Annotated in this window: 7 protein-coding genes; all 7 read left to right on the top strand. The window is 32.8% G+C overall.

The window, feature by feature from the left end:
- The first annotated feature begins 14 nt into the window (after window positions 1-14).
- On the top strand, window positions 15-1,334 hold the full coding sequence (locus NST77_RS24635) for a hypothetical protein (RefSeq protein ID WP_341123790.1): 1,320 nt from the start codon (window positions 15-17) through the stop codon (window positions 1,332-1,334).
- 12 nt (window positions 1,335-1,346) lie between these two features.
- Entirely contained in the window at window positions 1,347-8,303 is a 6,957-nt protein-coding gene (locus NST77_RS24630; protein ID WP_341123788.1) for a type I polyketide synthase, read from the top strand.
- 187 nt (window positions 8,304-8,490) lie between these two features.
- Window positions 8,491-13,839, top strand: coding sequence for an amino acid adenylation domain-containing protein (locus tag NST77_RS24625; protein WP_341123787.1), 5,349 nt, complete (start codon window positions 8,491-8,493; stop codon window positions 13,837-13,839).
- A gap of 508 nt (window positions 13,840-14,347) precedes the next feature.
- Window positions 14,348-15,055, top strand: a complete 708-nt coding sequence (locus NST77_RS24620; RefSeq protein ID WP_341123893.1) for a GNAT family N-acetyltransferase — start codon at window positions 14,348-14,350, stop codon at window positions 15,053-15,055.
- Between the two features lie 18 nt (window positions 15,056-15,073).
- Complete coding sequence (locus tag NST77_RS24615; RefSeq protein ID WP_341123786.1) at window positions 15,074-15,328, top strand: acyl carrier protein; 255 nt, start codon at window positions 15,074-15,076, stop codon at window positions 15,326-15,328.
- Between the two features lie 140 nt (window positions 15,329-15,468).
- Window positions 15,469-16,734: a diaminobutyrate--2-oxoglutarate transaminase gene (ectB, locus tag NST77_RS24610; RefSeq protein ID WP_341123784.1), complete on the top strand. Its 1,266-nt coding sequence runs from the start codon at window positions 15,469-15,471 to the stop codon at window positions 16,732-16,734.
- Window positions 16,735-17,181: 447 nt separating this feature from the next.
- The gene (gene panD / locus NST77_RS24605; RefSeq protein ID WP_341123783.1) at window positions 17,182-17,565 is read left to right on the top strand and encodes an aspartate 1-decarboxylase; all 384 of its coding nucleotides are present in this window, start codon (window positions 17,182-17,184) and stop codon (window positions 17,563-17,565) included.
- Window positions 17,566-17,588 lie beyond the last annotated feature (23 nt).

Here is a 17,588-nt window from a genome sequence, read left to right as displayed (position 1 = left end):
GGGGAGATGTTGTAATGTTTATTGATGATGTGGTAACGAAAATTTGGGAACCAGTTTCTGATGTTTATGAAATCGAATTTAATAATGCTTTAAAATATGAACCGGAAAAGTTAGCGGAAATTATCATTGAAGAAGTAAAAAAAGTTGATACCGTTGTCTTCCAGAGTAGGGAGCTAAATATGATTGCACTCGTAACTAGCGGTTGTCCTCATAATGTGAGAAATGGAAAAATGTCAGGATGCAGTTTTTGCGATTATAATTCTACTGAAACAAAAGGGGTTGCAATGTTGAATGCTCTTAAGAGAATGAGCCCTGAATTATACGCTAAAGTTGTAAGTTTTAGTATTGAGAATGCAAGAGATAAAATTCATAGACCTAGTGCGGTAGAGCTTATTACGGCATATGACTGCTTAAATCCTCAAGAAATCCCGGAAAAAGTATATGAAGATGTTATTGATAAAGGACAAATGTTTAACAGAAAAGTCCGTCCATTTAAAACTATTTTTGAAACAAGAGCATCAAGTATGAATTATAACAAAATCATGTCTTGGAAAAAGAATTTAGGGAAAAAGGTAATGATAGAATTTGGGGTAGAAGTAGGTGATGAATGGGTAAGGAATCACTGGGTAAATAAGAATTTAAGTGCTGCACAAATCGAAAAAGCTATCGCAACCATTCGTAAGGCCGAATGTGAATCTAGTGGTAACTTGCTTATTGGTGTTCCAGGTTGTACAGAAGAGCAGTCAATTCAACTATTCAAAGATTCAGCTATTATGCTAGCAGACCTAGGTATCGACCACATTTTATGTTCTCCTTTAGGAAGAAAGGAAAGAACTTTACAAGGATATCTGCACACTAAAATGGTAAATAATGAGCGATTAAATGAGTTTGGACTAGTAAATGGAGATCAGACAGGTATGCCTTGGATATTTACTGTAGTTAATGCTCTTTATGCTGTTGGAAGTGAAAGACCAGACATTATCCCGAAACTAACTACTAGCCCAGCAAATTTACCACCATATTTAAGAACAACGGAACTTCTTTATAAAGGAACTGAATTAGAAAAATGTATTGATATTGCGGGAAAAACACTTAAAGAATTCTATAATATCAATCAAGATTTTGAAAAAATCAAAGTACTATACCATGAAATGATCAATGATCCAGCTTATGCTATCTATGAACAATTCTTAGAAAAACAGAAGAAAGCTGGAAGTCTTAAAGATACATTAGTTATATTAGCAGAAGAGTTGGCAAAAGAATTTTGGGATGAGGATTGGGAAGAAAGAGTAAATTCATTCCGTGAAAATGAGCTTTCAAACCTCGGTGCTTAAGGAGGAAACTCAGTGGATCAACTAAAACAATATATTTTACATCAGGTCGCAAACCATCAACTAACAATAGAAGAAGCAAAAAAATTATTGAAGGAACTTAACCAGAAAAACACAAGTAATGAAGAGACTTCAGATGACATTGCAATTATTGGTATGGCCGGAAGGTTTCCCAAAGCAGCTGATATCAAAGAGTTTTGGAATAACATTTTGAGAGGTGTCAATTGTATTGACAGACCTTCAATATTAAGAAGAAAGGGCTGGGAGGATGTTTTAAAAGACCATTTTCAATTAGAAAATCTCTCGGAAGAATTACTATCTTTTGGCGGTTATCTTGATGATGTAAATGCCTTTGATGCTGAATTTTTTGGAATATCAAAAAAAGAAGCAAAGTTTATGGATCCTTGGCAAAGAAACATGTTAGAAACCGTATACCTCGCATTGGAAGATGCGGGGTATGGGGGTCAAACCGCTTATGGAACTAATACAGGAGTGTTTATAGGTAGGGACCATGCTGTTGAATCTTCCTATGCGAAAATCGCAGGAAATGTTCATCCATTAGTTCTTACAGGATCATATTCATCTATACTTGCTAGTAGAATATCACATACATTTAATTTTCAAGGTCCAAGTATTGTCGTAGATACTGCTTGTTCATCCGCCTTAGTTGCTATTCATCAAGCATGCCTCGCATTAAAGAATGGACAATGTAACTTAGCTGTAGCTGGTGGCATAAACCTTAGGGAAAACTTTATAGAATCTCCAGACCAACCAATGCAAGGGATATTAACAGAAGAACCAATGGTAAGGACCTTTGACAAAAGTGCAAAAGGAACTTTGTTAAGTGAAGGTGTAGGTGCTATTTTACTTAAACGTTATAAAGAAGCTGTTAAGGACGGAGATAGGGTCTATGCTATTGTAAAGGGTTCAGCTGTCAATAATGATGGTGGTAAGATGGGTATTGCTACCCCCAATGCAAATATGCAGCAAAAAGTAATTGAACAATCATGGGAATCTGCTGGAATAAACCCAGAATCAATCTCCTATATAGAAGCACATGGAACAGGAACTCTCTTGGGCGATCCAATAGAAGTTAAAGCAATAACTGAAGCTTTTAAAAAATTTACTAACCGTAAACAGTTCTGTGCAATCAGTACTGTAAAAACAAACGTAGGACATACTGTCGCTGCATCTGGAATAGCTTCTTTAGTTAAAGCAGTATTTGCGATGAAATATAAGAAAATTCCTTATCACATTAACTTTAAAGAAGTAAATCCATATATAGATTTTACAGATAGTGCAGTTTATGTAAGTGATCGTACAGCCAATTGGGTTGATTCATTAGAACCACGTAGGTGTGGTGTAAATTCATTTGGGTTTAGTGGAACAAATTGTCACATAGTGTTAGAAGAACCCATGAATAATGGAAACTCTTCGAATGGATGGGCAATAGAGGAGCCTTCTTTTCCCTATTTATTTTCAATTTCTACTAAGAATGAGAAGACTTTAAGGGAACTTGTAAAGAGCTATAAATATTTTCTTGAAGATGTGGATTGGCAAAGCTTAGATCTACAAGATATGTGCTATACAACACTATGTGGAAGAGGACATTATGAATCCCGTGTACTTTTACAGGTTAATAGCATTGAAGAGTTATATAACAAAATTCTTCTTCTACATAATTGTGATGATTGGGAAGAAATTGATGATAGTAATATTCATTTTGGATGGCATCGAATAATTAAAAATTACGAAAATGTAAAACAAAATGGAGAGATAACAGATAAAGATTTAAATGCGCTAAATGATGAGGCATCCTATATTCTAAAACTCTTATTAGACGGTGATAATCTCAATTGGAAAAAGTTATCGGAGTACTATGTAAAAGGTGCATCAATAGATTGGAAAAGTCTATTTCATCACAAAAAAACATTTAAAACTGAACTACCATTGTATCCGTTGGAGCGTAAAAGGGTCTGGATCGATGGTTCAGAGAAAAAAATGAAGTCAGCGAAAGAAAGAAGACGTGAGCGACAAGAGGCATCCATAAGGCGTAAAGCTAAACTAGTTTCCCAAGAAAACCAAAATGAAATTATATCTCCTGTAACTGATGATGAGAAAATAATGATTTCTATTTGGAAAGAGGTTTTAAATGTAGAAAAAATTGGTGTACACGACAACTTTTTCAGTCTTGGTGGTGATTCAATTAAAGTAATACAAGTTACATCTAAAGCTCAAGATCAAAGTTTTAATATGTCGGTACAACAATTATTTGAGAATCAAACTATATATGAACTAGTTCAGGCAGTTGGAAAAGAAAAGAAAGAACAAAAACCTGTTTTAATAAAGAACTTTGAATTGATATCTGACGAAGATGTATCTAAAATACCATCAAATATAGAAGATGCGTATCCAATAAGTGCACTCCAAACAGGTATGTTATTTCATAGTATCTGGTCAACTTCATCTGAATCTTTTCATGATATTTTAAGTCTACATATCAAGGAAAAGTTAGATGAAACTAGTTTCAAAAAAGCAGTCAACATTATGGTAAGTAAACATCCAGTATTACGTACTACATTTGATTTTATTAATTTTAGTAAGCCATTACAATTAGTCCATTTTAACGCAAAAGCTCCAATTTATATTGAGAAAATTACTGGATTAACCCAAGAAGAGCAGGATGCATACCTTGAAAAGTGGCGTTCAAAACAAAAAGATGAAGGGTTTGATTGGTCGAAACCACCGCTTTTACGAGTATTTATTCACTACAGAAGTGACGATGCATTCCAGTTGTCATTAATTTTTCACCATTCTATTTTAGATGGGTGGAGTGTATCTAGCCTATTGACGGAATTGTTCAAGTATTATTCATTACTAAAAGTAGGAGTACCAATCTCGCAAGATTCACACTTAGAAATTGGTTTCAGGGATTATATTGCAGCAGAAAGTAAGATGATTCAATCAGACGATGCTCCTAAATACTGGAAAGAAAAGCTAGATGGATTGGAAGCTATAGATTTACTAAGTAAGCGGATGAACGATGATAGAAATGAGCATAGATTTCTCCAAGAAATTAGATTAACTGTGAATGAGCAACTGGTTGAACAATTAATAGAAGTGAGCAGAAAAATTTCTGTTCCATTAAAAACAATTTTTCTAGCAGCACATATTAAAGCATTACAACTAATTAGTGGTAAAAATGATGTATTATCAGGAATTGTAGTAAATGGAAGATTAGAACAAAATGGTGGGGATAGAGTCCTTGGTTTATTCCTAAATACCCTACCTTTTAGATTTAACAGTTCATATTCAACTTGGGAGGAATTGCTAAGAAGTGTATTCCAAAATGAACAAGAAGTGATTCCATATCGCAGGTATCCTCTCGCAGAAATTCAAAAGACTACCAATAAGCCTATAGTAATATCAAGTATATTTAACTATCAGAACTTCCATATCTATAATGAGGTTAATAATTATGGGGAGTTGGAAGTACTTTCTGATGAAATGTTTGAGGTAACAGATGTTCCTTTGTATGTAAGATTCATTCAAGGGAGATTTAACAAAGAGGTTACATTAGGATTACAGTACGATTCAGATATCTTTACGGAATCAGAAATAGATAGAATAGGAAAATACTATTCAAATATTTTATGTGCGATTGCGTCAGACTCAATGGAAAATAGTTTGAAGACTAACTTACTTACAGAAATAGAACAGGAAAAAATTAAGCACTGGAATAGCACAGAAACAACTTTTCCTAAGAATAATCTATTAAACATGATTGAAACTCATGCTTTATCAACACCTGACAAAATTGCTCTTACATACGGAGAAAGTCATTTGAGTTTCAGCGAAATGTACGAGGAAGTAAATCAGAAGGTTAAGGTGCTAAAGAAAATTGGTTTGAAACCAGGAATGCATATTGGAGTTTATATGAATCGAAGTATCGAATCGGTAGTAAGTTTACTGTCGATATGGAAAGCTGGATGTGTATATGTTCCACTTGATCCAGTATATCCATCTGAGAGAATTGAATATATGATAAAAGATGCTAATTTATCCCTAATATTAACTCAAAATGAGACAAACGATTTCCTATCTGAAAAAGATGTTTTGGTATGGAATGTCGATAATGTTCCGAACTTTCAAAATGAAAATCTAATGCAACAAGAATACAATAGCTATCATGATGATTTAGCTTATATTATATATACCTCAGGTTCTACGGGCGTACCTAAAGGTGTAATGGGTAGGCATAGTGGACTATTAAATAGGTGTGAGTGGATGTGGGAGAAGTATCCATTTAGAGAAGATGAGGTTTGTTGTTGTAAGACTTCTATAAGCTTTATCGATTCTCTTGCAGAAATTCTTTCTCCTCTAGCTCAAGGCATACAATTAGTTATATTCCCAACTGAGATTGTCATGGACCCGAGTTCACTTGTTCAAGAAATGTTCACCCATAAAGTATCTAGGATTGTAGTAGTTCCATCTCTTCTAACTTTACTACTAGATTTATATGATGATTTATCCAATCTCTTACCACATCTACAATTATGTATAACAAGTGGTGAAGAGTTAACATCATCTATTGTACGACAATGGAATAAAAAAATGCCTGGACGAAAACTAATCAACTTATATGGTTCATCAGAAGTTTCAGCGGATGTCCTATATTATGAAATAAATACAAATGAAATAGAAAATATAGTCGTCCCACTGGGGAGGCCAATCTCAAACACTAAAGTATATATACTAAATTCAAAGTTAGAACAAGTACCTATTGGTGTTGTGGGATATATATATATTGGTGGATCTGGATTGGCAATAGGATACCACAATCACGAAAATTGGACGGAGGAACGATTTGTTACCATTTCAAATGGAGATATACAAGAGCAAGTATACAAAACTGGTGATCTTGGTTACTTTAATTCTGATGGTGAGGTTATATTCAAAGGCCGTAGAGATAACCAAATTCAACTTAATGGTTATCGAATTGAACCTCAGGAAATTGAAACTGTACTTAGAAGATACAAAACGATTAAAGAGGCAGTGGTAAAGGAAAATCAGGATTCAACTAATAATATTTTGTTGGTAGCATATATAACAGGAAATTCTACTGATAACTATCCATCAAATGTTGAATTAAAAGAGTTTCTACAAAAATATTTACCAAATTATATGATACCAAATGTATTCTGTTTCGTGGAATCTCTACCAAAATTACCAAATGGTAAAATCGATCGTAATTTATTACCTTCCAACATCGAACAATATACAGATATTCCGGGTAGGAATCAATCATTGACAGCTATCGAAAAAACATTAATGGAAATCTGGACTTCTTCGCTTGGACAACCTGCACGTAGTATTTATGAAGACTTTTTTAATGCAGGTGGTAATTCCTTAAAAGCTATGCGATTTATCTTTATGGTTCAGCGAGAATTTCAGATTACATTTACAATGAGGGAATTTTATAGAAAACCTAAAATTTATGATGTTGGATTATATGTTGAACAATCTCTTCAATCTAGAGAGAAGATTACTGAATTAGATTCTTCTCTAGTGAGTTTGAGTGGGGATGAGATTTCTGAATATTATCCACTAACAACAGCCCAGGAGAAGATATGGACATATCAGCAATTAAACTCAGATAGCTCAGCCTACATGTTAAAGATGAAAATTGACATTAAAGGTGATTTGGATATCAAAGGATTAGAGTGGAGTCTAAATGAATTGTTGAAAAAACATTCAGTATTACGTACCAAAGTGATTTTTAATGGCGATGTACCTTTACAAAAGGTTCTAGAATTCTCACATTATAAGATATATTTTCTTGATGTTAGTAATGAAATAGATATTGATGAAAATACTATTTTCCAAAGAATAGAAAACGAAATGTATATAAAACATAGACAAGAATATATGTTTCACATGCAAGGAATTAAGTATGCTCAGGATAAATATCAATTATTTTTCATGATTGAACATTTAATATTCGACTTTTGGTCAATTGGTCTGTTAGTCAGTGAATTAGCTGATCTTTACGGAAAATGGTTATCTTTTAGAGTTGGAAATATTTCATTTCCCGAAACTGAAATTATTGAGATACCTTTCCGAGATTATGTACAATGGGAACAACGACTAAAGAACTCAGATGTAACTGCTGATAAGTTGAGATATTGGGAAAAAATGCTTTCAAATCCTATACCGAATTTGCGATTACCTACTGATAGACCTCGTCTAGAGAATGTTCTATATACAGCAAAACGAACTGGCCTTCTTTTCCCAGCCCAACTTACAGATAGAATTTATCAGTTTAGTCAGAGCCAAAATACAACAGCATTCGTAACACTTTTATCGGCTTTCTATGCATTAATGTACAAATATACTACAAAAACAGACATAATTGTTGGTATTCCTGTCTCAAACCGAATAGAGGAAGAATTTGAATCCTTAATAGGTTGTTGTATTGATACATTGGCACTACGAAATAAATTTGAAGTGAATTCTAATTTCGAGGAGATTATGAGAGCTTCCAAAGATACATTCATTAATGCATATATTTATAATCGTCTTCCTTTCGATTATATCGTTCAGAAAATTTCGACTAACAAAGGGTATACAACAAATATTTTTCAATATATGTTCAATTATATGAGTGAGCAAGATTGGAATGTCAAAATGCCAGGTAATTTAGATGTTTCTACATCTATGGTTCCGTCCCAGCATGCAAAATTTGAGTTATCAGTAGAGGTACTTGATACTTCAGAAGGAATGATACTAGAAGTTGAATATGCAAGGGAGTTATATGATGCTTCGACCATTGAACAAATCAAGCAAGACTATTTATATTTGATAGAGAAGATGTTAGAAGATAAAAATAAACCATTATCTGAAATTAAACTTAGGCACGAATCAAAATCTCTAAATGTTCCATTGGAGGAAGAAGCAACATTTGATTTTTAATAGTAAGGATACTACTCTAAAGCTAGTGACCCCCTTAACAGGGTGTTCCTAGCTTATTAAAATTATTTTGAGGAAAAAATTTTAATTAGAAAACTATTAATATAGAAAATTATAATCAAAGTAATAATTAATTATATATATCTTAAATGTCCTTCTTTGAAAACTCATCTAAAAAAGGAGAATATTAATGAATTTTTCTCATCAAGTGTATTGGTTAAATAAGTTAAAATCATTTGAATTAGCCACAAAATTGATACCCGATCTAATTTCAAATAAAACTGAGGAAGCAGAATATGCAACTATTGAGGCAGAAGTTCCAAAAAATCTAGCTGAGTCAATTCTAAAGTTAGGAAAGTATTCTCCTATTTCAATTTTTATTATCGGAGCTACTCTATTGAAAGTTCTTTTACAAAAGTTTTCGGGAGAAGAAAATACTGTTATTGGAATACCTACTTACCCATCTATTGATAAGACTTCCTTTTTACCATTATTTACAGAGCAGAAAGAAGAAACTACCTTTAAAGAATTTCTTCTACAAGTAAAAGAGACTATTTTGGATGCATTCAAGCATCAAGATATTTCTTGCCAAGAGTTAGTAAATCTTTTAATGCAAGAGAATGAGATAAAAATAGAAAACTTATTTCACATCATTTTTAAATCTCAAGGCTTACATGGTTCTAAATCAATTGATATACCAATTGGTACGGATGTTTGTATTCAATTAGATGAATCACCAAATAGGATGAGACTACTCGCAACATACAATACGAAAGTATATAAAGAATATTCCATTAAAAATTTTTTAGATCGGTGGATATTTCTTGCCCAAAACATTATTGAGAATCCAAATATCAAATGTTCAGATATAAAATGGATGGATGAAGTAGAACAGAAGTTTATTCTGGAAAAATTTTATTATGAGAATAATAGCTATCCTGTAAATACTCCTTTGCATATACTATTTGAACAACAGGTACTTAAAACACCTAATAGTGTTGCAGTAATTTATGGAGAGACTGTACTTACTTATGATGAATTAAATAAGAAGGCTAACAAATTATCAGCAAAGATTCTTGAAATATCTTCACAAAAAAATGAAGATAACACATTTGTTGGAATTTATAAAGAAAGAAGTACGGATTTCCTAGTTGCTATGCTTGCAATTTTAAAAGCTGGTAAAGCATTTATTCCTATAGATCCTACATATCCTGAACAGAGAATTCAATACATGCTCACTCAAAGTGGGTGTAGTATTGTGATAGTCGATGAATATGTTAGAAATAACACCGAGTACCTATATGAAAAACTTGATTCGGTGATTTTCATTTCTAATCAAGATACAGACTTGGAAGATTATCCATCCGATAATTTGAATTACCCTATTTCAGCAAAAAATCCGATTTATATGATGTATACATCTGGCTCGACTGGACTTCCTAAAGGAGCAGTTCTAAGGCACGATGGAGTAATAAATCATATATATGCTCAATTTGAATATATGAATCTACATGATGATCTTGTGTTTTTACAAAGTGCACCTTCATCATCTGATATTTCAGTCTGGCAATTCCTTTCACCCATATTAATAGGCGGAACTACCGTTATAGTAGATAAAAATAGTTTATTAAATCCAAATGAACTTTTTGAACTAATACAGTTACACAAGATTACAGTCATTGAATTTGTACCCCAGCTTCTAGAAATGTTTGTACAACATGCAATGTCTCAATCTAATAATACGTCGATACTGTCTTCATTACAATGGATTATGGCAACAGGTGAAACTTTATCTGTGTCATTACTCAATATGCTATTGGAATTCTTTCCACATACAAAGATAGCAAATGCATACGGTCCAACTGAGGCTTCCGACGATACAATGCAGTATAACACCAAAGAACGATTAACTGAAAATGAAGCAAGAGTTCCAATAGGGAAACCATTACCGAACGTACGTGTTCATATACTTGATGATAAGTATATGTTAGTCCCAATAGGAGCTCCGGGTGAGATTTATATATCAGGTATTGCTGTTGGTAAGGGATATTGGTTGGATGACGAAAAGACACGAGAATCCTTCATTTCTGATCCTTATTTTCCTAATCAAATGATGTATAAAACCGGTGATGCTGGAAGGTGGTTACCCACTGGAGATGTAGAGTTCTTAGGAAGAATTGATAAACAACTAAAAATACGAGGATTTAGAATAGAACCTAGTGACATAGAACATGAGATACTTAAACATCATTCTATAAGACAATGTGTTGTAGTTGCACAGGAAAAAACAAATGGGGACCATATGCAATTAGTTGCTTATTTGGTGATTGAGGAAAGTAAAGAATGGGATTCTTCTTCATTTAGAAAATGGTTGGAACATCGCTTACCCCAGCATATGATTCCTTCCCAATTTATTAGAATAGATAGTATACCTCTAACACCAAGTGGAAAAGTAGACCGTGTTTTACTTTCCAACCATCAACTTTTAGTAGAAGATAAGTATAAATCTAAAGAAATAGTCCAACCACGTAATAAAACAGAGGAAATATTACTAGAGGTTTGGACCGAAATACTTCCAAAAAAAAAGATAGGCATTTATGATAGTTTTTTTGATTTAGGAGGGGATTCAATACAAAGTATTCAAATTGTAGCAAAGGCGAAAACAAGGCATATAAACATTACGCCTAAAGATATTTTTGAGCATTTAACTATAGAGAATATAGCTAAAATAGCCTCAAGGCGTGAAGATGTTACAAAAATGAGCGAAGAGAGTGACGATCCTGTCCTACTTACCCCTATTCAAAAGTGGTTTTTTGAACTTAATTTACAAAATCCGCATCATTTTAACCAAGCGGTCATTTTGAATTTAGATCCAAGAATATCTTTCGAGATGGCGAAACGAGTAATTCATACTATTGTTAAGCAACATGATGCGCTGAGAATGTATTTTAACGAAAAGGATGATGTCATTAATGTTATCGAACCAAGTAATGAATTGATTGAAGAAGAATCATTATTATTAGTAAAAGATATATCAGAGTTAAACAGCGAAGAACAAAAAATCGTAATTGAAGATTACGCTGCAAAGTTACAAACAGAGATTAATATTTTTCAACCTTTTGTTTTCAAATTTGCATATATAGAAACCGGATTTGGTCAGCCTTCGCGACTAGTATTGATTATCCATCACTTAGTGGTGGATGGTGTGTCTTGGAGAATCTTAATTAATGATATATTTACATGTTTTCAACAGTTACTAAATAATAATAGAATAAATTTATTACCATCATCTACTTCATTTGCAGAGTGGTCACGTACTCTGCAACAGTCATTTTCTGTAAATAGATTAGAATTAGAAGTAGAATACTGGGAAAAAATTATCAAGCATTCTAACAAAGGAAAAATATTATTCGAAACACCGAATGTTAAATATGGAAAAGTTCGTGAATATACAAATTTTATTTCACAAGAAAATACTAGTAGATTTCTAAATATCGTCCCTAATTTCTTAAAAGCTAGAATAGAAGAGGTTATTCTTTCTGTTTGGATAGAGACACTTTATAAATATTTTAATATAAATTCTATTCTAATTGATATGGAAGGTCATGGGCGTAACCTTTCAATGGAAGAAATTGATTTGACTCGTACTATTGGTTGGTTTACAAGTCTATATCCATTGCATATAGAGCGGAAATCAAACTGGGATTATTTTGATTTGGTTCAAGAAATTAAAATGGCTTTATCTAAAGTACCACAGAATGGAATAAACTTCGGTCTACTCCGATACATGTCCAAAAAACATACTCTTTCTACTTTCCATAGTTCGGGAATCAGATTCAATTATGTTGGAGACCTAGATTCAACCCTACCATCAGGTAAACTGTTATCAATTTCATCAGAATCACCTGGTGAGTCAATTGGTAAAGGTAATCGAACTAACTATGTATTAGATGTAAACCTTGGTATAAATCGAGGGAAAATTCACTATAATTTCGTTTACAATGATTCGTTTTTAAGTGTTCATGAAATAGAAAAAATTTCAGAAATTTTAATAAGCGAAATAGATATAATGACTCAGTACTGTGAAACACAACAGAGTTACAACTACACTATTCTTAGTATCCCGCAAAATGATATAAAACGAAATGACATTGAGCAGATTGTAAATAGCGAATTTGAAATCGAGGATATTTATCCTGTAACACCTATGCAACGCGCTATCTTGTTCCATAATATTTTTTATGCGAATAAAGGTTTAAATAGCCAACAAATTTATTGGATACTTGAAGGAGATCTTCAAGTAGAAATATTTCAAAAGTCATGGGAAAAGGTAATTAACGCCCACCCTATACTTAGAACATCATTTAGATGGAGAAAACTTAAAGCTCCGATACAAATTTTATATCGTCGAATTCCATTTGATTTTGAGTATATTGACTGGTCAATGATGGACACCACTAGTCACCAAAGTAGAATTAATGAGTTCATAGACTACGAGCGAACAAAAGGTATAAATTCTACACACTTGCCACTAGTAAGATTTAAACTCATTAGACTATCAACCAATGAGCATTTCTTTATGTTTACTTACTCAACTTCTTTATTCGATAATTGGAGCTGGAGGAACATAATGAATGATGTTATTGAAACATATGACTTTCTTAACATGGGTGTTGATGTAGAAATTACAAATCAAGGGAAATTTGTGGATTATGTTAAATGGTTTTTCAGTAAAAATACGGACTTAAGTAGGTTATATTGGCAGAATGAATTTAAGTCTATGAAATTATTCACTACTGAATCGTTAAATTTAACTAGTAATCAAACCTTTATTTCAGGAGAAATAGAACTTGAGTTTAGTAGCGAGGAAACTAATGATGCTGAAAGAATAGCTAAAAAGTACGGTATAACTCTAAACAGTCTATTACAAGCAGTATGGGCTATGACTTGGTGTTGCTATGATAATAACCATGATGTATTATATGGAATTCTTAGTTCAGGGCGCACATCTGAAGTTCAAAATGTTGATAGAATTTCCGGACCGCTATCGAACTTTCTGCCAATGCGTAGTAAATTAAAGGATGAGATAACTGTGATTGATTGGATTCGTAATTTACAGATATGCCAAATTGAAGCGCTTCAACATGATTTCGTTTCTCCGGAACAAATAGCTAAATGGACACATGTAAACCTTGATTATATACAGCAAGCTATATATGAACGTTCATTTATCTTCGTTGGTGAATCAGATGAATCATATATGAATCATATTAAACACAGGAGTCTTAATATTCGTGATATAAGCAATACTCTAACTCACAATGTACCTTTTAGAGGGTATGCAACTAAGAATAGGTTCATATTAATGTCCATCAAATTTGATAAAAAGAAATATCCAACTTCAAAGGTAGAGTTATGGCTTCAAAATTATAAGAAACTTTTTAATTATGTGGTTAATAACATTAATTCTAATATAAATCTTGAACAAATCATAGAAAACCATGCTTGCTTTAAAAAGAATATAAATAAAGAGGGATAATAATTATATTTATTCAATAGCCATTATTAAATGTAAATATATAAGGAAAAAACAGGATGCACCTAACAAGCCTTAGTAATCAATCTCAATTAATTTAAATGGGGTTTGTACAATGGGGATATACTGGAATTCCTAGTTAATACAGTATGGATGAAATTTAGTTCCGAATTGGCACCTGCCAAAATTAATTAAAATAATACCTATAATAACTTAATAGTCCAACAATGAATATGTGGTCAGCCTCTTTATGATTTCACTAGTACTCAACGCTATTTGGAAATCATGGAAATATATAACCCTTATGGTAATATTTATGGTACAATTGGTTAAAAAGAATATTGCTAGGCTTTTATTTAGTGAAAATAATTGAAAAATTAAATTTATTCTGAGATGGAAAAGAGAAATAAAGAAAGAACGTGAAAAACAATTGAGTCCACAAGTATAGGAGGAGAAAAAAGTGGGGATTGAAATATATAAAGATAATATTGGTGAACATGGATGTTATTGTATGAGAAGTATGAAAAAGTCTGATGGGTACAAACAAAAGGTACAATGGACGGAAGAAGAATCAAAAAACGGTCTAGTATATATGCAATTCAAAGATAATGGGAAACAATTAGGCTTTATAGAGTATGCTCCAGGGGAAGACTCTTGGAGAGCAGTACATGCGGACAATTATTTAGTAATTCATTGTATATGGGTTGGGGAGAATAATTTGGGTCTCGGATCACAACTTATACAACAGTGTATCGATGATGCGAAGAACCAGAATAAAAATGGAGTCGTAGTAGTTACAAATCCAGATACTGGTTGGGCTCCTTCAAAAGAAATTTTTATTAAAAATGGTTTTAAGCAAGTTGATAAAGCACCTTACTCTTTTGAACTATTAGTTTATAAAATACTGGATAAACACGAGAACCCATACTTCCCAACGAATTGGAATGAACGCTTAGATCGTTTTAATCAAGGATTAACTATATTACGTACTAATCAATGTCCATATTTAGACGTGGCTACACAAAATGCATTAAAAGCGGCAGAAGCTGTAAAAATCAAACCAAATATTATTCAAATTAAAGACCGATCAGAAATGATGGAATTATCTCCAACGCCTTATGGTGTCTTTAATGTGATATTTGAAGGGGAATTAATATCCTTCCATAGAATGACTCCCCATTCATTTGCCAAAAGATTAACGAAGGTTAAATCCAAGTAGGGGAAGGTTAGTGAAAAGATGGAGGATATCGAAACTAGAATTAAAGAAGTTATAATTGAATATATTGATGAAATAAATGATATTTCAGAAATAAGTAATGAAGCAGATCTGTTTACATTAGGTATCAACTCTGTCACCGGATTAAGAATTTTTGTAGCAATAGAGAATGAATTCGGATTCGAATTTGATGATAACAGTTTAAATCCTGAAACTTTTAGTAATGTAAATCAACTAAGTACTTACGTTAAGCAAAAGGTAATAGCGATGAATTAAGATGATGGTTCTTTAAGTTAAAATGTTGTTTCGGGTAGGAGCTTGTATAATTCCTACCTTTTTATATTTTGTAAAACATAGATACTCAGTAATATGAACACCTCATGCGAAAAGTAAAATAACTCAAGGAGATATAAACAATGTCAACTTTAAATATTATTGAAGATTTAGAGTCGGGAGTACGGAACTATGTAAGGAGTTTCCCTACTATGTTTGTTAAAGCGAAAGGGTATAGACTATACGATCATATCGATAGAGAATATATCGATTTCTTTTCTGGGGCTGGGGCTTTAAACTATGGACATAATAACCCTAAACTCAAAGAGAAGCTCCTTGAATATATTATTAATGACAATATTACCCATAGTTTAGATATGGCTTCATTAGCTAAAACAGATTTCATCGAGAGTTTTAATAGGATTATTCTTAAACCTCGAGGTCTGGAGTATCGTATGATGTTTACAGGTCCCACTGGGACAAATGCAGTAGAAAGCGCCATAAAGTTAGCAAGAAATGTAACAGGTAGACATAACGTAATGGCATTCACCAATGCTTTTCATGGAATGACTCTAGGCTCTCTTGCTTTAAATGGAAATAAATCTAAACGTAAGGCGGGAATTCCCTTAAATCATGTTTTGCGTATGCCTTATGATGGATATTTTGGTGAAGACTTCAATACTTTAGAGTATATTGATAAATTACTAAGTGACCCAGGAAGTGGAATGTCTTTACCAGCGGCTGTTATTCTTGAAACTGTACAGGGTGAGGGAGGATTACATTCAGCGAGTATTGAGTGGTTAAAAGGTATTGAAAGGATATGTCGTAAATATGGAATGTTGTTAATTGTAGATGATATACAAGTTGGGTGTGGTCGAACTGGTTCATTTTTTAGTTTTGAAAATGCAGGAATTATACCAGATATCATATGCCTCTCCAAATCCATTAGCGGTTATGGCCTACCAATGGCATTAAACCTTATTAAACAAGAATATGATGTTTGGTCACCAGGAGAACATAATGGTACATTTAGAGGTAATAATCTTGCATTTATAACTGCTGCAGAAGCTTTGAAATATTGGGAAGCAGATAATTTTAGCCAAAATATAAAGATCAGCTCTACAATTATTGAAGAGTTTTTAGATGAATTAGTTAGGAATTTTCAGGATCTACCTATTAGCAAGCGTGGAAGGGGAATGATTCAAGGTCTTGCTTTTGAAGTAGATGGTTTAGCAACTACAATCTGTTCAATTTCATTTAGCAATGGTTTACTAATAGAAACTTCGGGTTCAAAATCGGATGTAATAAAGCTGATTCCACCTTTAACTATTGATCAAAGAGGTTTAGAACAAGGATTAAATATATTGAATAATAGTATCAATGAAGCACTTTTTCATACATCAAGTTGAGAGTAAATTTGATAAGGAAGTGAAGATATACACGTATAACTTCGGACAAGAAAATCATAATATTCTCATAAAAAAGGAAGAAGTAATTTATGGGATGCATAATGACTAGTCCATTTTAAGTTTCAAGCGCCGACCGAAGCAATAATTGCATATTATTCATTACAACTGGTGTGTTATATAAAAATGAAAAAAGTTCGTAATTTACCGATATCAAATTGAATCGCACCAAAAAAAGGCAAGCAAAAAGTATAAATAATATTTATGTATCTGAATAGATCAAACATATAGGATAAGGGCAGAGAGTTGATTACCTGAATATCTAAGTGATCTTGGATTGCAAGAGCCATTGTACTAGGAAACCTCTTTTGTTATTGCAGCACAATGTCCACTTAAAAATCAAGATTGATAACAAATTTATAACAATAGCTAATAGAAAGGAACACGCCCATGTTTCGGACGATGATGAATGGAAAAATCCATAGAGCTACAGTAACAGAAGCTAATTTGAATTATGTTGGCAGTATCACAATTGATGAAGACATACTTGATGCTGTGAATATGCTACCTAATGAGAAGGTACAAATTGTTAATAATAATAATGGAGCTCGCTTTGAAACATATATTATACCAGGAAAAAGGGGCAGTGGAACTATCTGCCTTAATGGTGCGGCAGCTAGATTGGTGCAAGTTGGTGATATGGTCATTATTATTTCATATGCTGTTATGTCAAATGAAGAAGCGCAACATCATAAGCCAAAGGTTGCGATTATGGGTGAGAAAAACCGGATTTCTGAACTGTTGAGACAGGAGCCGATACACACAATCAAGTAAAGTTATAACACTACAAAAGATTA

Source organism: Niallia sp. FSL W8-0177, assembly GCF_038006285.1.
Lineage (GTDB): Bacteria > Bacillota > Bacilli > Bacillales > Cytobacillaceae > Niallia > Niallia circulans_A.
The sequence above is the reverse complement of the archived record's forward strand: the minus strand, read 5'-3'. Positions and strand labels throughout refer to the sequence as shown.

Excerpts from the sequence above, each read along its gene's own strand:
- NST77_RS24620 (WP_341123893.1), top strand. The coding sequence starts at position 14,348 with ATGAGAAGTATGAAAAAGTCTGATGGGTACAAACAAAAGGTACAATGG.
- NST77_RS24625 (WP_341123787.1), top strand. The coding sequence starts at position 8,491 with ATGAATTTTTCTCATCAAGTGTATTGGTTAAATAAGTTAAAATCATTT.
- NST77_RS24615 (WP_341123786.1), top strand. The coding sequence starts at position 15,074 with ATGGAGGATATCGAAACTAGAATTAAAGAAGTTATAATTGAATATATT.
- NST77_RS24635 (WP_341123790.1), top strand. The coding sequence starts at position 15 with ATGTTTATTGATGATGTGGTAACGAAAATTTGGGAACCAGTTTCTGAT.
- panD (WP_341123783.1), top strand. The coding sequence starts at position 17,182 with ATGTTTCGGACGATGATGAATGGAAAAATCCATAGAGCTACAGTAACA.
- ectB (WP_341123784.1), top strand. The coding sequence starts at position 15,469 with ATGTCAACTTTAAATATTATTGAAGATTTAGAGTCGGGAGTACGGAAC.